Source organism: Bacterioplanoides sp. SCSIO 12839 (genome assembly GCF_024397975.1).
GTDB lineage: Bacteria > Pseudomonadota > Gammaproteobacteria > Pseudomonadales > Oceanobacteraceae > Bacterioplanoides.
The window spans coordinates 2,426,296-2,444,590 of sequence record NZ_CP073745.1; the positions used below are offsets into that span (position 1 = coordinate 2,426,296).

An 18,295-nucleotide genomic window follows, 5' to 3' on the forward strand; every position below is an offset into this window, starting at 1 on the left:
GTGGCATTAAGCACTCCGATAGATATTCACCGGTACTTGATTCTGGAACAGAATGGAACGAACCGGCATAGGTTCAAAGTTGTGTTTGTCATGTTCATCACACACTTGCTCAAACACTTTGTTTTTCTCTTCACCCTCAAAATGAAGGTAAATGTGCTTCGAGCGCAGCACCAGTGATAACGACATGGTCATACGCTGAGGAAAACCAGGAGCATCCATCACGGCAAAACAACACGCCGCCGCTTGTTCATCCAGGCATTGGGCTAATGCTTCGGAACCCGGGAACCAGGACGCCGTATGGCCGTCCAGCCCCATGCCTAGTACCACAATATCCAGTTCATCAATCTGCTCATGCAGACGATTTTCACTGATCATCAGGCCTTCTTTCGGGCTTTCCTCATCATTTTTCAGAGGCACAAAGTAGGCCAGCTTAGCCTGATTGATCAGTAAATTTTCTTTGACCAGCCGTTGGTTGCTGTTGTCATCGGCATCGTCAACCCAACGGTCGTCGACTAATGTGATCAGTACCTTGGCCCAGTCGAGCTCTTTTTCGGATAATTTCTGAAAAAACTCTTTTGGAGTTGTGCCACCACTCACTGCCAGGGATACCCGGCCACGCTCATCAATCACTGACTGCATTTTTTTCGCAACAGAATCAGCCAATTGCTGAGCCAGAGTGTGTGTATCGGAGAAACGGTTATCGTTAATCATTTAGCTATTCTCATCCCATAGACGCCCGTCTTTGGCGAGCAACAGGGTCGCTGCTGCAGGCCCCCAACTTCCCGAGGTGTAGGGTTCAGGTCGTTGTTCGAGGTCATTCCAGAAGGTTAAAATCGGGTCAACCCAACGCCAGGCTTCCATAAGCTCATCGTCTCGCAGAAACAGCGTTGCATTGCTAACCAAAACGTCAAACAATAACCTTTCGTACGCTTCAGGTACACGGGTTTTTTTATGGTCTGCCGGATTCAGACTTAAGTTCATCGGCCGCACGCTCATGCCCGGGCCAATCTTTTTCTCGCATAACATCAGACGAATACCTTCATCCGGTTGCAACCGAAACACCAGTTTATTGGCCATGGTGTTTTTATGCTGCAACGGGAAAATAGAGTGCGGTATCTCCTTAAAGTGCACCACAATTTCGCAGGCACGTTCCGCCAGACGTTTACCGGTACGCAAGTAAAAAGGCACACCGGCCCAGCGCCAGTTTTCAATTTCTACCTTAACGGCAACAAAGGTTTCCGTCTGGCTTTTGACTGCCACATCCGGCTCATCCCGATAGCGTGGCACCGGTTTACCATCGGCTACACCGGCATCGTATTGACCACGCACAACCTTATCGTTAATGGCTTCTCCGGTAATCGCTTTTAACGAGCGCAATACTTTTACCTTCTCGTCACGGATCGCATCCGACTCCAGACTCGCTGGCGGCTCCATGGCAGTAATACACAACAATTGCAGCAGGTGATTCTGGAACATGTCGCGCATCGCGCCCACGTGATCATAAAAACCTGCGCGCTTTTCTACTCCCAGCGATTCAGAAATCGTTATCTGAATATGATCGATGTATTTGTGATTCCACTGATGTTCAAACAGAGAGTTGGCAAACCGCAGTACCATCAGGTTCTGTACTGTTTCTTTGCCTAGATAATGGTCAATACGATAAATCTGGGACTCAGCAAAATACTCTGCCACTGCATTATTAATCTGAGTGGCTGATTCAAAATCATGGCCAATGGGTTTTTCCAGCACGACCTTGGCATGCTCATGAATCAGACCGCTACCGTGTAACCCGGCACATATATCAGTGTAGAGATCAGAGCCAGTAGCCAGATAAAACACCCGATTCTGGCATTGCTTATTCAATGCCTGCTCTAATTGAACAAAAGTACCAGGGTCGCCCAGATCAATGGTGTGGCATATCAGATACTCAACAAACTGATTCCATGAGCCTTCATCAAAATAGCGGGCTTCCAGGTGTTGCCTTAACGCTTGGCGAACCTGCTGGAGAAAGTCTTCGCGCACCAACTCACGGCGGGTAATCGCCACAATTTTTCCCGTCTCAGGTAAACGCCCATCACAGAACAGCATATACATGGCGGGCAACAGCTTACGCTGGGATAAATCTCCCAGGCCACCAAACAGAATCAGCTCAAATGGTGCGTCTATATGCATTGCCGTTCCTCATTTGCTTTATTTTAGTGCGTATTAGCAATCCCACAGGAAGAGATGTCTTACGTCTAAGCCATTAACACTGTATGTCTGATTTAAAAGTTAAGCACTATTCAGGCCTAAGCGTTGTAACAAACCGGGCATTTCTGTACTCGTGACAAGATCGTACAAATGTAAAGGTACACTGTTGGTTGTTAGGCATCGAACTTGCTGACGGATAAATTAAAGATAGATTGAGCTGCTATTGACGCATAAACGCAACAATTCTGACATAATCTCTCTTATTCGCTCATGCCGTGTAATAATTCATTAATGAGCCAATTGTTCTAAAAGTAGATGACAAAGGATTGAATCCAATGATTCGCAAATGTTTATTTCCTGTTGCCGGTTATGGCACCCGTTTCCTACCTGCAACGAAATCCATGCCAAAGGAAATGCTACCCGTGGTGAACAAACCCCTGGTGCAATATGGCGTTGAAGAAGCCGATCAAGCCGGCCTGACCACGGTTGGCTTTGTCACAGGCCGTGGCAAACGCGCCATCGCCGACCACTTTGATATCAGCTATGAGCTGGAACACCAGATCCAGGGCTCCGGTAAAGAAACCCTGCTGAGTTCTATTCGTGAGCTGATCGATAACAATGATTTTGCTTTTACCCGCCAGAACCATATGAAAGGTTTAGGCCATGCAATTTTATCTGGCCGCAACCTGATGGGTGATGAGCCATTCGGCGTGGTGTTAGCGGACGACCTGTGTGTACCTGCCGAAGATGGCGAAGGTGTACTGGCGCAAATGGTAAAAATCTATAACCAGTTCCGCTGTTCGGTAGTCGCCATTCAGGAAGTTCCTGAAGATCAGGTACACAAATATGGTGTGATTGCCGGTGAAGATATGGGGAATGGCCTGTTCCGTGTTACCGATATGGTTGAGAAACCAGCTAAAGAAGAGGCTCCATCTAACCTCGCGATCATTGGTCGTTATATTCTGACTCCGGATATCTTCGACAAAATTGAAAATACCGAGCCTGGCAAAAATGGTGAAGTTCAGATCACGGATGCACTGATGAAACAAGCTCAGGAAGGTTGTGTCATGGCCTATAAGTTCCGTGGTAAGCGCTTTGACTGTGGCTCGATTGAAGGTTTTGTCGATGCCACTAACTACGTGTTTGAGAACGTTTACAAAAAACAGCAGGGGTAGTTGTGAGCCTGGTTGCCAAACCAACTAACAGGCCCTAGTTTTTTGTTTTTGTTAGCTTTTTTTAAATTTTCTTAAAAAAAAGTGTTGACGGGGCAAACTCTTCTCCATAGAATGCGCCCCGTTGTTGAGAGATGTTCCCCGATAGCTCAGTCGGTAGAGCAGTAGACTGTTAATCTATTGGTCGCTGGTTCAAGTCCAGCTCGGGGAGCCAACTTCTCACGAAGTAAATCTGGCGACAACAAACGGGGTATAGCGCAGTCTGGTAGCGCGCCTGGTTTGGGACCAGGATGTCGGGAGTTCGAATCTCTCTACCCCGACCAACAATTTGTTTAGAACGATTATTCGTTCACCTTTGTTCCCCGATAGCTCAGTCGGTAGAGCAGTAGACTGTTAATCTATTGGTCGCTGGTTCAAGTCCAGCTCGGGGAGCCACTTCTTTCTAAGCGTTCTGCTTAACATTTAATTTAAAGTTTCTTAAAAAATAGCTTTTATCTTTATTAAATTTTTAGCTGTGTTTTTACATAAAAAAACCCATGATACAGATGCATCACGGGTCTTCTTTCAAAGCTCAGAAGTTGTTACTTAACAATTTCCAGCAGCTCCACTTCAAATACCAGCGCAGAGTTCGCTGGAATTTTAGGGCTTGGGCTACGAGCGCCATAAGCCAGATCTGCAGGGATAGTCAGCTTCCACTTATCGCCTGGCTGCATCAGTTGCAGCGCTTCGATCCAGCCTTTAATCACACCATTCACTGGGAACTGTGCAGGCTCGCCACGCTCAACAGAACTATCGAATACAGTACCATCGGTCAGAGTGCCGTGGTAATGAACACGAACAGTATCAGTCGCTGCCGGCTTCTCGCCCTCACCTTCTGCTGCGGTCAAAACTTCATATTGCAAGCCGGATTCAGTAACCTGAACACCATCACGCTTAGCGTTTTCAGCCAGAAAATCTTCGCTGGCCTTCGCTGCTGCATCATTCAGAGCATCTTGCTTACGTTGCTGCTCTTCACGTACCTGATTAAACGCCGCTTCAATCACGGAATCATCAATGCGTTGCTCTGCTTCAGTCAGAACATCTTTAATACCCGCAGCAATAGCATCCGCATTCATTTCAACTGACTCACTTGCCAGTTGACGACCAATGTTCAGACCCACACCATAGCTTGCCTGATCAATATGGTTCTCTAACTTCACTTTTTCCTCCTGGCCACAACCGACCAATAATGCCGCACCCAGTACCATTACGGGTGCAAATTTTGTTAACTTCATGGGGTTTCCTTCACATGATTTTCCAACAGGCTTCGTACACTACTACAAGCCATCAGGAATTCCTACGATAGAAACGCAAAAGAAACGCAGGATGAGATACGGTATAACTTGATATCACCCGCGAGAGAAAAGAAATGTTTGAATCAGCTGAAGCAAAGAGCGAAACCAGACTCTAACAAGCCCAATTCCCTTTTTCAGCTCGCCGCTCACATTCACGTGCGATGTTTTTACACACCTGAATCTCAGGAGCAGAAAGATTAACACCCGTACGGCATTGCGCATGCCGCTTGCGTAATTCTTTATCGGATAACTTGCTCATTGGTGATTCTGCACAACCAGAAATCAAGCAGACACCTATCAGCAAAGTACAAAATAAAGACAGAAATTTCACAATAACACCGGATTATTTAACTGCGACTAGATTCTCACAGAGGTCCATTTTTGTCCAGAGCACTTATCCCTGCCGACTCGTACACAACCATAAAATCCCGTTATAATCTCCAACAAAGAAAATAACAACAGATCAGGGCCTGTTAACACTATTTAGATCTTTGCTGCTGGCAGTCAGTTTTTTCATGGGCAAGGCATGAGTGGCGTGGTTTAACGAGTTAAATAAGCAACGAATAACACAGCTCAGGGAGAAACTGACATCAGCCCTTCGGGTTATGGCTGAAAATCCTTCATTCTGTGTTGCTCATCATTCATTTAACCCGTTAAACATCACTCTTCGCGCCTGGATTGAAAAATTTTCAGTCATAACAGCGTGATCGAAATAGTGTTAACAGGCCCTAGGGCGTATCCCTGCCAAACCCGAACAAGTAAAGGATCCATCATGTCATTTCGTGCTCACCTGCCACTGTGCCTGATCATCATTTTTGCCACGCTACTCGGTGCCTGTAGTGGTCCGTCAAAAGAAGAATTACGTCGAATGCAGTTATTGGAAGCTCAACGTGCAGAGCTTGCGGCACAGCAAGCGCAACGGGAAGCAAAGCAGCGCAGACTTCGCGTATCAGAACGTACCAGCCAAGCACAACAAGCATTGGCATTAACACCGACCATTTCAGAACAACAAATCAAACAGATTTTCTCAGAGAATGCTGACGCTGAGCTATCAAGTAACAGCACTTATTTTCACACCTTCAACCTGCAGCCAGCGAAATATAACTACGGTAAAAATAAACAAAGTTTCACGATTGTTGGCATGAGAAATCTTCCCGATAGTGAAGTTTACAGCCCTCTGTTTCCAGACGAGTCAGCACTGTATCAACCCGGTCAAAAAGCCAAATCTGTGCTGGAATTTGCCTTATCAGAAGAAACCGAACTGAATCGCCTTGGTCAGCCAGTTTTAAAGGAAAAAGGAAAACGCTGGGTTGCGGCAACCCTGAACTTTAAAAAATCAACAATATTAAAAACAGAAAATAATGATTGGCAGTGGGAAGCTGGTTTATTTGAGGATCTGTCATGGCTTGCAGCTCCCGAAACAACGTACCCTCACACGGCTGACCGAGACCTCAGAGTACAAATTGGCTTTCGCTTATGCCTGAGAAAAGATCGCTGTTATCTGGAGTCCCGCTATCGCCAACACCCAACTCAGGCCGTCAGGGCAGAAGTCATGTCTGTTACGGTATTTAATCAAAAAAGCCGGGAAGTGTTGTCTCAATTTATTAATGACAAAGAATAAGCCGACATGCCCCTTATACTCCACGCTTCAACCGCCTGCCTTGTAAAGCAGGCGGTTGAAAAATGGAAAGTCAGAAACGCTTCAATTTTTCGGTAATTTTTCTTTAACAGGTTTAACCAGAGAACGACGATACAGCTCTTTATCATCTTCAAAAAGCTTCTCGCCAACCCCTTCCACTTTTTTAAGTGCCTGAAGAGAGTTGGATAAAAACTCACGCTCATATAAAACGCCAACAACCGCAGCGGCCGCCAGCATAAACACCCAAGGACTGGCAAACCAGGTAAGCAGTGCCAATGAGAAATAAAAGGATCGTAATCCATAATTATAACTATGACTGGCCTGATCAATAATTTTTGCGCCATAAATAGCAAAGCTGCGCTTCTCATTAGCGGTTACGGTATCATCGTCTGGCAACGGCGCTGCCCCAACCAACACAGAAGCAAAACCATACTGGCGTAACGACCAGGTAAAGGTAAAAAACGCATAAATAAAAACAAACACCAGCGTAATAATTTTCAACTCTAGCGCCAGCAATGTTGTCGGCTCGACAAAAGTAATACCCGATAATATATGCTGCAATTCCTCAATTGCTGCTAACGCAGCCAACAAACCCGCCAGAATCAGCACACAGGACGAAGCAAAAAAGTTTACATTTCGCTCAAGATTCGACAACAAGGCTGCATCACCGACACGCACATCACGCTGCAGCAAACGCCTCATCCAGTTAATCCGGTGAACATGTAACACCGATGATAACGACGCCACTTTTTTCGCCATGTATTTAGCAAATAATGAATAACTGATCCAACAAAACAAAAACCACACCAGACTGATGAGGTTCATAATGCCGACTTCCTGCTCAATCATTGTCATCATGTATATCAAAGTACCTTTTTTGAATGGGCTCAACTATTGAATGGACTCAACGCACCACAATTCTTCGCGCAGCCTCAATGGCAAAACCACCTCATCATCAACTGCCAAACCCGTCAGCCTCTTAGCTAAAGGAGTTTCGGAACTGACGGCCTGTATCTGCTGATCCAATAAACGACTGCTGCACGGTGTAATCCAGACCAGGCGCTGCATATTCTCTTCATTCATCAGTGTCACCAAGGCTCCGGTTCCGATAACCGCCTCAGCATCAAACTCAGGCGCCAGCCATTTTTCAAGTAAAAGCCTCTCTTGCTGTAATTTCAGTATCCGCTCGGACTGGCCATGCGCCAGATAAGCAGCTTCAAGGCTTAACGTATCGTATTGGTTTTCAGGCTGATTATCTTTATGTGCGGCGGTCTCCTGAGCCTGCCGGGCCGCCTTCAGCGCTTCATCAATTTCCTGATCCAGGCTGGTTAACAAGCTCTTTTTCAAAGCCACCTTATTGATCATACGTACACCACTTACTTCATCAATACGCAATAGTACTTCATCAACTTAAAAAATTATTGCACTATCTGCTGATTGCCTCACAGACAGATCAAACCAGAGAAACCCGTATGAACTCATTAGCCTTCTGCAGCCTCGAACAACGTGATGAACTTACCTGCCTGGAAGTGCGCCATCCTCTGTTTGAAGCCGATTTATTACTTCAGGGCGCTCAACTGATTTCATTCCGCCCAACTCAGGATCCGGATAACTGGTTATGGCTAAGCAACCGGGTGAACTATAAACGCGGAGTGTCACTGCGAGGCGGTATTCCTGTTTGCTGGCCGTGGTTTGGCAATGCTGATAAAAACCCGGTTTCAGTACAACAACATATCGCTCATATTGATCAGGCTCCGACACACGGCTTTGCCCGAACTATTCCCTGGCAAATCAAGGGGATAAAAGAGAGCTGTCATCAGGTTAATGTATGTCTGTTTTTGCCGAATCAAGACAAAAACCAAGATAATCAATCACATTGGAACGGTAACGCAACGCTTGAGGCACATTTTGTTTTTAGCAAGAAAAGCTGCCAAGTATCATTAATCACAACCAATACCTCAACGGCTCCACTCAGCCTGAGCCAGGCATTACATACGTATTTCCCCACACGGGATATCAAGGCTACCCGTGTATATGGCCTGGAAGGCTGCCAGTATGCCGATGCACTAGTCAGTGACCAACAAGGATGGAAGCGATACACGCAGTCAGGGCCAATCAACTTTGCCGCCGAAACCGACCGGATTTATCAGCAAAAAAATAATCGTCTAAGGCTCCAGACACCAGAAGGAATAACTTATCTCACCACCTATGGCAGCCAGTCCTGCATTGTCTGGAATCCATGGATAGAAAAAGCCAGACGACTCAGTCAGTTTGGCCCTGAGGATTATCAAAAGATGGTTTGCATTGAGACCGCCAATGCACTGGATGACGTGGTCACATTAGAGCCAGGCAATCAACATTGTCTGACGCTGATACTCAGCCGCTAACAGCTAAGAAGAATACCATCAGGCGACGTTGCCTTTACGCTGATATAAAAACTGAGCCGTGACCTTATCCATGGTATTCAGGTGCATGATAAACCACTGTGGCACGGTTTCTTCAATAAACTCCAGCGCGGCTTCATCGTCCTGGTGTTTTTCATAATGATCCAACTGCTCACGAAACAGCGCTAAAACCCGCTCATGCTCCTGTTTGTGCATTGGATAAGGAGGGAAATTATTGGCCAGCATCTCAGCTTCTTCATGGGCAAAATGCTCAACACAATGGTTGTATAACTTATTAAGGTGCTTAGCGAACTTGCCTCCCATCAGCAGCTTTTGCTCAGCCTTGTTCAACAGACGAACAAACTCTTCATGCTCACGGTTCATAAATTCCATGGCCACCTGAGGGTAATCCTGAAATTCCATAGTGCACCTGCCTGACTGAAAAACAGCAATTGAAGACAAAATCAAAGCTCGTTAACGAGCCCCGAGAAGGCTGAACATGCTATCACCAACCGACATGCGAACGGAACTCATCGCCCTATCGACCAAGATATAATTTCACGCCTGTTGACAGCACATTGACACATATCAAAGGCTGAACAGCAGCGAGTAATCCAGAAGCACGGCAAGCCAAGTAAGGTGTTATTTACATTGCTGAGCCACATCAACAATGGTTCGGCGTAGCCAACGGTGGGCCTGATGATGCTGCAACAATGGCGACCAGGCCATCTTCAGCTCAAACGGAGGAATAGAAAACGGCGGCTCTTTGACTTGCAGGGAGGAGGATTCAGCCTGCATCTCAGCCACACGACGTGGCAATGTCGCCACCAGGTCATTGTTATGAGCCAGTAACGCCGGCATTTGATAGTGACGAGTGAATACCGAAATTTTACGCTTATGACCCAGCTTAGACAGAGCATTATCGACCCAGCCCAGGCGCACGACTTTCTCCGGATCAATACCAACCCCAGCTCCCATACCGGTTTTGCTTACCCAGATATGTTTACTGGAGAGATAGGCGTTTAAATCGAACTGATCAACCAACGGATGATTTGGGTTCACCAGGCATACAAAGTCATCTTGCCAGAGGGTCATCTGATGAAATGACTGAGGCATATCATCAAAGCGGTTGATGGCCATATCGACCTTACCGGCTTCAACGTCTTTGAAAGTCACATCGGATGGGGTTAATACATCGAGGATGACATCTGGAGCATCATTGCGCAGGCGCTTAACCAACTCAGGAACCAGAGTCGATTCGGCATAATCACTGACCATAATGCGAAACACACGATGGCTGATTTTTGCATCAAAATCTTCCAATGGCTGTAATGCGGCTTCCAGCTCACCCAGCGCTTTGCGAATCATCGGTTGTAATTCCTGCGCCCGCTCGGTCGGTGTCATACCATCGGAAGTACGCACTAGAATGGGGTCAGAAAATAGTTCACGTAAACGGCGCAAACCATTACTCATCGCGGGCTGAGTAATACCCAACTGCTGGGCCGCTTTTGTTACACTGCCTTCTCGCAGCAATACATCCAGATAAACCAACAGGTTCAGATCAATTCGATCCAGGTTCACAGCCAAGCCTCAGAAATCACGAAAGCATTATTGTCGCAGGAATCCAGGCATTCACCAAGTGTATTATTTGCTGCTTTGGTATAAACGAGATAAATCAGCCACCTGACTTTTTCACCGTAAAGCCACGCTTCGTCAGCTCAGCGACCAACAGATCCCGCTGTTCCCCCTGAATCTCAACCACCCCGTCTTTCAAAGCGCCACCGACCCCACATTTCTTTTTGAGGTCCTTGGCCAGAGTTTTCAGCTCAGCCCCTGACAAAGGAATACCTGTTACCAGAGTCACCACTTTGCCACCACGACCTTTAGACTCACGACTGACCCGAACAACACCATCCCCCTCAGGAAGCTGCTCACCTTTACAGGCACACTCCGAAGCCGCCTGACCGCAGCCAGGACAGGTTCTGCCAACCGCCGTGGAATACACAGAGCCACTATTATCAGAATCTGTATTAGCGGAGCCCAGCCCACCCTGTAATAATGCCGATAAATCGACTGGCTGCTTGCTTTGAGTGGTTTTATTGGAAGAGTGCTTATCGTTTGCCATCGTCTTTAGAAGTGTTTGTTTTATCCGAGGATGGCGACGTTACTGATTTCCGCAAGAATGCGCAAATGCTATTCGGGCGCCAAAGCATGAGGGAATGTCAGCTTCACGCAAGTCCCCTCTCCTTTGGTACTGTCAATCTCAAGTGATCCACCATGATTACTCATGACGTTATACGCAACGGTTAACCCCATTCCCATGCCCTGACCCACTTCCTTGCGGGTGTAAAAAGGATTGGTAGCAAACATCAATTCCTCTTCAGACATGCCGACCCCATAATCCTGAATCGTTAAACACATATGCTTGTCTGATGTCATAATGGTGGCGTCAATCACACCGCCATCCGGCATTGCATCGCGGGCATTACGCAGGATTTTTCCTAAAACCATGGTGACCTGACGTGCGTTACACAACAGGTCATCATGCGCACAATCAAAATGTTCAATAATCTGAATGGCATTCGATTCATGCAGTTGGTTTTCCTGAACCGCCGAACGAAATAATGTACTGAGTTGCGTCGCCTGATGGTCATGACTTTCACCGCCAACAAAGGTTTGTAACTCATCAACAATATTCTGAACCCGATTGGTACTCTGCAAACAAGCGGCTAATAAGTCAGCTGAATCTTCACGAATAAAATCAAAATCGACTTGCTTCTTCAGCACCCTGAGTTTTTGCAGAAGTACATCTGGCTGTTCTGAAACCTGAGGGTCTTTGGCTTCAAGTGCGCCAACCACACTCATCAAATCATTGAGATAGTCCGACAACATACTGAGATTGCTGTTCACCACCGCAATCGGGTTATTAATCTCATGCGCCATGCCGCCAGCGAGCTGCCCCAATGCCGCCATATTTTGAGCTTTAACCAACAAATGTTGGGTTTGCTTCAGTTCATCCAGGCTATTTTGCAGCTGCTGATTACTGGTATGTAACGCTTCAGTACGTTGCCGAACCTTCTCTTCCAGTTTTTCATTCAGAAAACGGACTTGTTTTTCTGCCAGATCACGCTGGGTGATTTCATCATCCATGGACGAGAGCAACGCATTCATTTTATTGGTTAGATCATCGAGTTCACTGTTTTTGAGCTGACTTTCGACCGAGAGCGGCAGCTTAACCGGAGACTTAGGGTCAACATCGAGAATGCGTGCCGTTAGTCGTTTGATCGGGCCAGTCAGACGAGAGCGAAATACCATAATCAGTACAAACGCGAGCACAATGTTACGCAACACATCCAACATCAGCGTCAGTCCGGCACGCTGCTCAAACCCCTGATGCAATAAGCGCTCGTCCGCCCAAACAGTCAGCATACCCAATGCTTTCTGCCCGGTTGTATAGGTCTGTGGTTCCATCAGATCTTGCCGAAAAGCCACGATATTCGGATTCTTTACCGCCTCATCGCGTTTTTCCGCAGACCAGCCACTGATGACCCCAAAATCGCTGTTAAGCTCTTGTAATTCCGATGCCACAATGGCTGGGTTTAGCCTCAAACTATCAAGGATGGTCGTCATGGCATGGTTGTCGTAGTTGTACAACGCCAGAGCTGCAGAAGCTTGCTGCCGCGCCAACAAGGCACGAGTCTGCTCAGTAAACCGCTGCCGCTCCCCCACATAGTCAAAACCAATTTGCACAGAGCTGAACGCTACCCCAAGGATAACGCTGAACAACAGCACATAGATGGTCAGACGACTTTCGATGGATTGAAGCTTGGGTTTCAAGTTTTTCCCCGGGCGACTCAGATTTCTCTGAAGTCAGTATAGACAGGCTGCCGCAGCTGCGAATAAAAGATTAATAATAACGCAGGAATATTCATCAAAATGCCGTAGAACAAGGCCACTAACGCTAACTCAGGGCGCTGTAACAAGGTCACCGATATCAACATCGCTGTTCCGGCATTCTGAATCCCGGCTTCAATCGCCAGTGTCCGGCTATAGCAGCGATTGGAGAACATAGCTTGTGTCAGAAAGGCTGACAGCGTCATCACCATCAGACATAACCCTAAACACGCCAAGGTGACGGTCGACCATAATTCAGGCAGACGATTCGCATTGACCCATGCCAAAGTAACCACCAGAGCAAAAAACAACAAAAAGCTCAGCCGGTTCAGCAATGGAGCATGTTGCTCTGTCCAGTCACGAAAGCGTGCGGCCAGCATCATACCCGTCAACAATGGAATAACCGTGACCAGCAGCAGGGGCAAAGCTGCAGCCTTAAAACTCAGAGCCACCGACAGACTGGGTATGGCCAACACATCCGTCATCAACGAAATCCACAAGGGTAATGTCAGCGGAGCCAACAAACTCACAATGGCCGTCAGGGTGACCGATAAAGCCGCATCGCCGCCACTCAGATGACTGATCACATTGGACGTCGCGCCCCCCGGACAAGCTGCCAGGATGATCAATCCTAATGCAACCTCAACCGCAAGATTAAGAACGGCAATCAATAACACGGCGACCAAAGGTAATAAAAACCATTGCAATGCCAGCCCCAAAGCAATCAGCCCGGGTTGTTGCAGTATCCGGCGAAAATGCTCAAGCCGCAGTGACAAACCCATTACCAGCATCATGACGGCCAATGCCAGAGGTAAAACTACCTGAGATAACACTTGAGGGTTGAATAAGACTTGCCCCATGTTCTTTCCTTAAACAATCATAAAATTTCAGCGAATGGTGATTTGGGTACGATCCAACACCTTACGCATCACAAAGCTGGAGTGGACCCCAGAGACCCCTTCAATCCGCGTCAAAGTGCCCAATAAAAATTGCTGAAAATCATCCATATCTTCCACCAGCACTTTAATCACATAATCAGCCGTCTGGCCAGTGATCAGATAACACTCCAATACCGAAGGGCAATCGCGCAATATTTGCTCGAAGTTCTCAAACCGGTCCGGGGTATGGCGATCCATACTGACGTTAATCAGCGCCATCAGGTTCAATCCTAAACGTCGGGCATCCAGATGAGCGCGATAGCCCTGAATCAGGCCACTCTCCTCCAGCGCTTTGACCCTCCGGGAACAAGGCGATGGCGATAATCCAACCTTATCAGCCAGATCCAGATTACTCAGACTGCCGTCCTGCTGTAGCAACTCAAGAATGCGCTTATCCGTTCGATCCAGCTCAATTTTGTCGAAAGTTTCTTTATTCAAAACAATAAAAGCTCACAAAAAAACAATTATGAGCAATATATCTCCTCAAGAAGGCTTTTTCTATAGACACTTTGCAAACTCATTCCAACCCGGCTTTTTTATACTGGTGATATTCAAACGTTATCGTTATTTCAGGAAATTTCATGTCTGCTGCGCCTTTTAATCACGCCAAATACCGCCCTTTTCCGGCTATTCAGAAAACGAATCGCCGCTGGCCGTCACAAACCATTCAGCAGGCGCCAGCCTGGTGCTCGGTGGATCTGCGTGATGGTAATCAGGCCTTAATTGAGCCCATGACCGTCGAGCAGAAACAGCGTATGTGGCGCTTACTGGTAAACATGGGCTTTAAAGAAATTGAAGTGGGTTTTCCTGCAGCCTCACAGCCGGATTTTGATTTTGTCCGCTGGTTAATCGAGGCCAATCAGATTCCGGAAGATGTCACCATTCAGGTATTAGTACAGGCGCGTGATGAGTTGATTGAGCGCACCTTTGAAGCGGTGGCCGGAGCCCGCCGGGTGGTGGTTCACGTTTATAATTCCACCTCTCCGGTACAACGTGACAAGGTCTTCGCCTTAGATAAACAAGGCATTATCGACATTGCCCGCCATGGCGCCAGCAAGGTACAGAGCGAAGCGAAGAAATTCCCTCGCACCGAGTGGGTATTCCAGTATTCCCCAGAAAGCTTCTCTTCGACGGAAGTCGATTTTGCCGTTGAGGTGTGTAATGCCGTGATTGATCAGTGGCAGCCCACTCCGGCCAACAAAGCCATTATTAACCTGCCTGCCACGGTTGAGTGCGCCATGCCAAATGTATTCGCCGATCAGGTTGAATACTTCTGCGACCATGTACACCAGCGCGATGCGCTGATTATCAGTATTCACACCCATAATGACCGGGGCTGCGCAGTGGCGGCCGCTGAACTGGCAATTTTGGCTGGCGCCGACCGGATTGAAGGCACCTTATTGGGTAATGGTGAGCGCACCGGCAATATGGATATCGTGACGATGGCCATGAACCTCTACAGCCAGGGCATTGACCCACAGCTGGACCTGAGTCAGGCCGACGATATCATTGCCACCGTGGAAGCCTGTACCAGTATCAAAACACACCCACGCCACCCGTGGTTGGGCGAGTTAGTGTACACCGCCTTCTCCGGCAGCCATCAGGACGCCATTCGTAAATGCCTGGCACAACAAACCACGGATGAGCCGTGGGATGTGGCATATTTGCCGATTGATCCTCAGGACCTTGGCCGTACCTATCAGTCGGTGATCCGAGTGAACAGCCAATCCGGTAAAGGTGGCGCCGCTTACCTGCTGGAACAGCAGTTAGGCATTGAGTTGCCACGCTGGTTGCAGGTGGAGTTAGCACAACCAATTCAGGCACTAGCCGAGCAGCAACAAGGCGAAGTGGAACCACAGCAGGTGTTGTCGACTTTCCGCCAACACTTTATGGAGCAGGACGGCCAGTATCAGTTATCCAGCTACCAGATTGATCGCCAGGGAAATCAGCATCACGTTCAGGCCTCGCTAACCGACGCCAACGACCTGATGCCGATTCACGGCCAGGGCAGCGGTGCCATCAGCGCCTTTATCGATGGCATCCATAAAGCCACCGGTGTTGATATTCAGGTGGTGCAGTTCGATGAGCACTCTTTGGATCAAGGCTCAGAGGCCTCCGCACTGGCACTGATTCAGGCAACCATTCGCGGCAAACGGTATACCGCCGTGTCTCAGGACTCGGATATAGTCGCCGCCAGCCTCAATGCAGTTCTGTCGTGTTTAAACAAAGCCATTGCCGAACAACAAATTGCCGCCTGAACAGTTAAAGTAACTTATGAGCGAAGGTCGCCAGATATCCATCGGGTGGCCTTTTTTTATCACGAAACACCCGATCTGGTTACTTTGTTATCGTTTTGTTAAGCAGGAAATAACACAAAAAAATGCGGCACGGTATCACCGTTATTTGCTAGCGTGGTATGTCATCTGAAGCAAAACAATCGCGAGGTTCACGGTATGACCATTCTGAATCTGCAGTTTGATAACAAAAGTATCCGGGTTGCTCTGAAGCGCACAGCAACGGCCCAAGCCATTCTTAACGCCATCCCTTTCAGTGCAACGGTACAAACCTGGGGCAGTGAAGTGATGTTTGACTGTCCGGTAAGGGTCAGCTTTGAAGATTCGGCGACCAATGTGGTGAAACCGGGAGATATTGGCTTTTGGCCAGACGGCAGCTCCATTACGATAGCTTATGGGCCCACCCCGATTTCCCGCTATGGGGAATCTCGCCTCGCCTGTAGTTGTAATATCTGGGGCGATGCCCTGGATGATGTATCAGAACTCAAACAGATAAAACCCGGCAGCCGTGTTCATGTTGATATCTGGGCACTGAGTGGTTTAGAGATAGACGGCCTGGATAAAGCGGGCTAATCATCGGCCAGTTCGTGGATATACAGCACCCTGGCTGGAATAGATTGTTGTACAAAATATTCCAGCCACCCCTTTTGATTTTTCTGCAAACTATCACCCGGCCCTTTCACTTCGATTAACTCATAATCACCACATTTTCGGCTATCAGCCAACCACAATAAATCCGGCAAACCATTACGATGATTTTTAATATCCATCCATAAATAATCAAACAATAACCGCCAGTGCTTCAACGGGATTTGCTCCAGCGCCTGCTCAATTACCGTTTGATTTTCTTCAGTAAAAATTCCCCAATAAATGAACGGATTACTCACCCCAAGTTTATGAGCAGCACGTTCAAGCACCTGAGTTTTAAACTGAGCCTGATTTTCATCATGATCAAACACTGCGTTCAGTTGTTGGTATATCTCCCAACGCTTTTTCAAGAAATCCGTTTCATATAAATCCACCGGAGCATGATGAAAATCATGATAAAACGCCCCAGAAATCGGTGCAAAAACAACGGGCCAATAAAATAACCCAAAAACACTCAAGATCAGCGCATTTTCAAAATGACAAGCTATTCCGGCTTGGTACTGGCAGCCCTGTTGGTGTTTTTGGTTGTGTTGCTGGTCGCCTGGAAGTTGATGATGTGAATGGCCTTGCTGCAATTCAACAATAACAGCCGCTTCTACTCCATGCTGCTGCCATACCTCTCCTTTGTTGATCGTTAAATCACTTTCCTGCCATTGATTCAAAGGCAGAATCAAACGCCCACACTGTGAAGCCAGGTCATTTAACAATAATTGTTGAAAGCGCCTAACAACCTGTGGCAGAAAGCCCGTAACAAACTGTTTCTCCAGCACATGATAAGGTGATGAGTGCATGGCCGTAATGACATCAACCAGTTCGCTGGCGACAGGAAAGACCTTATTCTCCTGACTTTTTCGCAGTTGTTGCCATAAAATCCGACACCGTCTTTCTCGGGCAGGATGAAGTGGAAACCGGCGATACAAAGCCAGAGCTTGTGTTGTTTCCCCCAGGCGTTCCAATTGACGTATCAACTCACAGCCATTGCGATTTAAACGGCGTATCACACGCTCATCTTTACTATTGTCTCTCAGCGCCAGCAACGTATGAATAGACTCAAGCAGCTGCTCTGCTGAAGCTTCCTTTAATAATGGCAATCCATCAGAAAACTGATAATAGCTCAACTGCTCATCTAACTGCTGGCGAGACTGAAAACCGCGGCTCTCTGTATCGATCACGTAGTTTTCAAAACGATAAATACCCAGATCACGTAACACAAAGTCGGTAAAGTCCTGATGCAAATTACCAAAGTACAGCAGCTTGATTGTGGTGAACTCTAATTCACCAAACAAACAAAGCACATCGTCATGAATTAAAGAAGACAATCTTTCTGGAGACTGCTCAACGTGCTGTTCAAGCAACGCTGACAGTTCATCGCGTTGCAGCTTCGTCAACTGAGCTTTCTGGAATCCATCATCCAGAGACAATGCCCACTGAATCAGTTCCGGTTTGGTAAATAAAGACAGAACTTCATGGGTTTCATGTTCGTACTCACGGCCAGAATAAAGCCAACCAATAAAGCGTTGTTTGGCTAATTCCCCAAGTGCTGTAGCAATATCAGGTATTTCAGAATACGACAGTTTTCGGAAGCGGAATAAATCGCCTTTACGGCACAGCAGGCGAATATAAATCTGCTGAGCTGCAGGTGATAAAATTAAAAACTGCTCGATAAATTCGAGTTCTGCTTCATCTAAAATATCGACATACAGTTTGTGTACATGATGAATCAGGTGCAGAAAATTATCGTGATAATAAAACGTCGGAAGTTCATTAATCGCCATATTACTACTCTGATGTTATACAACGAT

General features: G+C 47.2%; 18 protein-coding genes and 3 tRNA genes. 8 read left to right on the top strand and 13 right to left on the bottom strand.

Annotated elements, in window-relative coordinates; all coding sequences use genetic code 11:
- Positions 1-6: 6 nt before the first annotated feature.
- Together pgl and zwf are read right to left on the bottom strand one after the other, a co-directional pair.
- Positions 7-711: a 6-phosphogluconolactonase gene (gene pgl / locus KFF03_RS11170; RefSeq protein WP_255857002.1), complete on the bottom strand. Its 705-nt coding sequence runs from the start codon at positions 709-711 to the stop codon at positions 7-9.
- Entirely contained in the window at positions 712-2,172 is a 1,461-nt protein-coding gene (gene zwf, locus KFF03_RS11175; RefSeq protein WP_255857003.1) for a glucose-6-phosphate dehydrogenase, read from the bottom strand.
- A 353-nt stretch (positions 2,173-2,525) separates the two neighbouring features.
- Here zwf and galU point away from each other — a divergent pair, with 353 nt between their 5' ends.
- From galU to KFF03_RS11195, 4 genes are all read left to right on the top strand, one after another.
- The gene (galU, locus tag KFF03_RS11180; RefSeq protein ID WP_255857004.1) at positions 2,526-3,365 is read left to right on the top strand and encodes a UTP--glucose-1-phosphate uridylyltransferase GalU; all 840 of its coding nucleotides are present in this window, start codon (positions 2,526-2,528) and stop codon (positions 3,363-3,365) included.
- Positions 3,366-3,500: 135 nt separating this feature from the next.
- Positions 3,501-3,576: transfer RNA gene (locus KFF03_RS11185), tRNA-Asn, on the top strand.
- A 32-nt stretch (positions 3,577-3,608) separates the two neighbouring features.
- Positions 3,609-3,685 (top strand) — tRNA-Pro (locus KFF03_RS11190).
- A gap of 36 nt (positions 3,686-3,721) precedes the next feature.
- Positions 3,722-3,797 (top strand) — tRNA-Asn (locus KFF03_RS11195).
- Between the two features lie 146 nt (positions 3,798-3,943).
- Here the strand turns inward: KFF03_RS11195 and KFF03_RS11200 are convergent.
- The gene (locus KFF03_RS11200) at positions 3,944-4,609 is read right to left on the bottom strand and encodes an FKBP-type peptidyl-prolyl cis-trans isomerase (RefSeq protein WP_370647479.1); all 666 of its coding nucleotides are present in this window, start codon (positions 4,607-4,609) and stop codon (positions 3,944-3,946) included.
- Positions 4,610-4,808: 199 nt separating this feature from the next.
- A complete protein-coding gene (locus KFF03_RS11205) occupies positions 4,809-4,955 on the bottom strand; it encodes a hypothetical protein (protein WP_255857006.1) in 147 nt (48 codons plus the stop codon).
- A gap of 513 nt (positions 4,956-5,468) precedes the next feature.
- On the opposite strand from KFF03_RS11205, the gene KFF03_RS11210 reads away from it, so the two are divergent.
- Positions 5,469-6,317: a hypothetical protein gene (locus KFF03_RS11210; RefSeq protein WP_255857007.1), complete on the top strand. Its 849-nt coding sequence runs from the start codon at positions 5,469-5,471 to the stop codon at positions 6,315-6,317.
- Positions 6,318-6,398: 81 nt separating this feature from the next.
- Here KFF03_RS11210 and KFF03_RS11215 read toward each other — a convergent pair whose 3' ends face one another.
- Together KFF03_RS11215 and KFF03_RS11220 are read right to left on the bottom strand one after the other, a co-directional pair.
- Entirely contained in the window at positions 6,399-7,193 is a 795-nt protein-coding gene (locus tag KFF03_RS11215; RefSeq protein ID WP_255857008.1) for a DUF599 domain-containing protein, read from the bottom strand.
- A 33-nt stretch (positions 7,194-7,226) separates the two neighbouring features.
- Complete coding sequence (locus KFF03_RS11220; RefSeq protein ID WP_255857009.1) at positions 7,227-7,700, bottom strand: GreA/GreB family elongation factor; 474 nt, start codon at positions 7,698-7,700, stop codon at positions 7,227-7,229.
- A gap of 107 nt (positions 7,701-7,807) precedes the next feature.
- On the opposite strand from KFF03_RS11220, the gene KFF03_RS11225 reads away from it, so the two are divergent.
- Positions 7,808-8,722 carry a D-hexose-6-phosphate mutarotase gene (locus KFF03_RS11225; protein ID WP_255857010.1) on the top strand — a complete coding sequence of 305 codons (915 nt, stop codon included), beginning with the start codon at positions 7,808-7,810 and terminating at the stop codon, positions 8,720-8,722.
- A gap of 18 nt (positions 8,723-8,740) precedes the next feature.
- Here KFF03_RS11225 and KFF03_RS11230 read toward each other — a convergent pair whose 3' ends face one another.
- The 6 genes from KFF03_RS11230 to KFF03_RS11255 all read right to left on the bottom strand — a co-directional run bounded on the left by KFF03_RS11230 (position 8,741) and on the right by KFF03_RS11255 (position 13,989).
- On the bottom strand, positions 8,741-9,142 hold the full coding sequence (locus tag KFF03_RS11230; RefSeq protein ID WP_255857011.1) for a bacteriohemerythrin: 402 nt from the start codon (positions 9,140-9,142) through the stop codon (positions 8,741-8,743).
- 219 nt (positions 9,143-9,361) lie between these two features.
- Entirely contained in the window at positions 9,362-10,300 is a 939-nt protein-coding gene (locus tag KFF03_RS11235; protein ID WP_255857012.1) for a LysR family transcriptional regulator, read from the bottom strand.
- A 94-nt stretch (positions 10,301-10,394) separates the two neighbouring features.
- A complete protein-coding gene (locus KFF03_RS11240; protein ID WP_255857013.1) occupies positions 10,395-10,844 on the bottom strand; it encodes a translation initiation factor Sui1 in 450 nt (149 codons plus the stop codon).
- Positions 10,845-10,912: 68 nt separating this feature from the next.
- The gene (locus KFF03_RS11245; protein ID WP_255857014.1) at positions 10,913-12,556 is read right to left on the bottom strand and encodes a sensor histidine kinase; all 1,644 of its coding nucleotides are present in this window, start codon (positions 12,554-12,556) and stop codon (positions 10,913-10,915) included.
- Positions 12,557-12,573: 17 nt separating this feature from the next.
- Positions 12,574-13,473 (bottom strand): bile acid:sodium symporter family protein, encoded by a 900-nt coding sequence (locus KFF03_RS11250; protein ID WP_255857015.1) that lies wholly within the window; start codon positions 13,471-13,473, stop codon positions 12,574-12,576.
- A gap of 27 nt (positions 13,474-13,500) precedes the next feature.
- Positions 13,501-13,989 (bottom strand): Lrp/AsnC family transcriptional regulator, encoded by a 489-nt coding sequence (locus KFF03_RS11255; protein ID WP_255857016.1) that lies wholly within the window; start codon positions 13,987-13,989, stop codon positions 13,501-13,503.
- 143 nt (positions 13,990-14,132) lie between these two features.
- Here KFF03_RS11255 and leuA point away from each other — a divergent pair, with 143 nt between their 5' ends.
- A complete protein-coding gene (gene leuA / locus KFF03_RS11260; protein ID WP_255857017.1) occupies positions 14,133-15,809 on the top strand; it encodes a 2-isopropylmalate synthase in 1,677 nt (558 codons plus the stop codon).
- 195 nt (positions 15,810-16,004) lie between these two features.
- Positions 16,005-16,418: a cyclophilin-like fold protein gene (locus KFF03_RS11265; RefSeq protein ID WP_255857018.1), complete on the top strand. Its 414-nt coding sequence runs from the start codon at positions 16,005-16,007 to the stop codon at positions 16,416-16,418.
- Here KFF03_RS11265 and KFF03_RS11270 read toward each other — a convergent pair.
- Entirely contained in the window at positions 16,415-18,268 is a 1,854-nt protein-coding gene (locus KFF03_RS11270; protein ID WP_255857019.1) for a VRR-NUC domain-containing protein, read from the bottom strand. The two genes, KFF03_RS11265 and KFF03_RS11270, sit on opposite strands and share 4 nt — an antisense overlap.
- Between the last annotated feature and the right edge of the window lie 27 nt (positions 18,269-18,295).

What these genes read in the sequence shown, in the direction of transcription:
- KFF03_RS11225 (WP_255857010.1), top strand. Translation starts at nt 7,808, where the DNA reads ATGAACTCATTAGCCTTCTGCAGCCTCGAACAACGTGATGAACTTACC.
- leuA (WP_255857017.1), top strand. Translation starts at nt 14,133, where the DNA reads ATGTCTGCTGCGCCTTTTAATCACGCCAAATACCGCCCTTTTCCGGCT.
- zwf (WP_255857003.1), bottom strand. Translation starts at nt 2,172, where the DNA reads ATGCATATAGACGCACCATTTGAGCTGATTCTGTTTGGTGGCCTGGGA.
- KFF03_RS11230 (WP_255857011.1), bottom strand. Translation starts at nt 9,142, where the DNA reads ATGGAATTTCAGGATTACCCTCAGGTGGCCATGGAATTTATGAACCGT.
- KFF03_RS11250 (WP_255857015.1), bottom strand. Translation starts at nt 13,473, where the DNA reads ATGGGGCAAGTCTTATTCAACCCTCAAGTGTTATCTCAGGTAGTTTTA.
- KFF03_RS11200 (WP_370647479.1), bottom strand. Translation starts at nt 4,609, where the DNA reads ATGGTACTGGGTGCGGCATTATTGGTCGGTTGTGGCCAGGAGGAAAAA.
- KFF03_RS11240 (WP_255857013.1), bottom strand. Translation starts at nt 10,844, where the DNA reads ATGGCAAACGATAAGCACTCTTCCAATAAAACCACTCAAAGCAAGCAG.
- KFF03_RS11215 (WP_255857008.1), bottom strand. Translation starts at nt 7,193, where the DNA reads ATGATGACAATGATTGAGCAGGAAGTCGGCATTATGAACCTCATCAGT.
- KFF03_RS11210 (WP_255857007.1), top strand. Translation starts at nt 5,469, where the DNA reads ATGTCATTTCGTGCTCACCTGCCACTGTGCCTGATCATCATTTTTGCC.
- pgl (WP_255857002.1), bottom strand. Translation starts at nt 711, where the DNA reads ATGATTAACGATAACCGTTTCTCCGATACACACACTCTGGCTCAGCAA.
- KFF03_RS11220 (WP_255857009.1), bottom strand. Translation starts at nt 7,700, where the DNA reads ATGATCAATAAGGTGGCTTTGAAAAAGAGCTTGTTAACCAGCCTGGAT.
- KFF03_RS11270 (WP_255857019.1), bottom strand. Translation starts at nt 18,268, where the DNA reads ATGGCGATTAATGAACTTCCGACGTTTTATTATCACGATAATTTTCTG.
- KFF03_RS11205 (WP_255857006.1), bottom strand. Translation starts at nt 4,955, where the DNA reads ATGAGCAAGTTATCCGATAAAGAATTACGCAAGCGGCATGCGCAATGC.
- galU (WP_255857004.1), top strand. Translation starts at nt 2,526, where the DNA reads ATGATTCGCAAATGTTTATTTCCTGTTGCCGGTTATGGCACCCGTTTC.
- KFF03_RS11265 (WP_255857018.1), top strand. Translation starts at nt 16,005, where the DNA reads ATGACCATTCTGAATCTGCAGTTTGATAACAAAAGTATCCGGGTTGCT.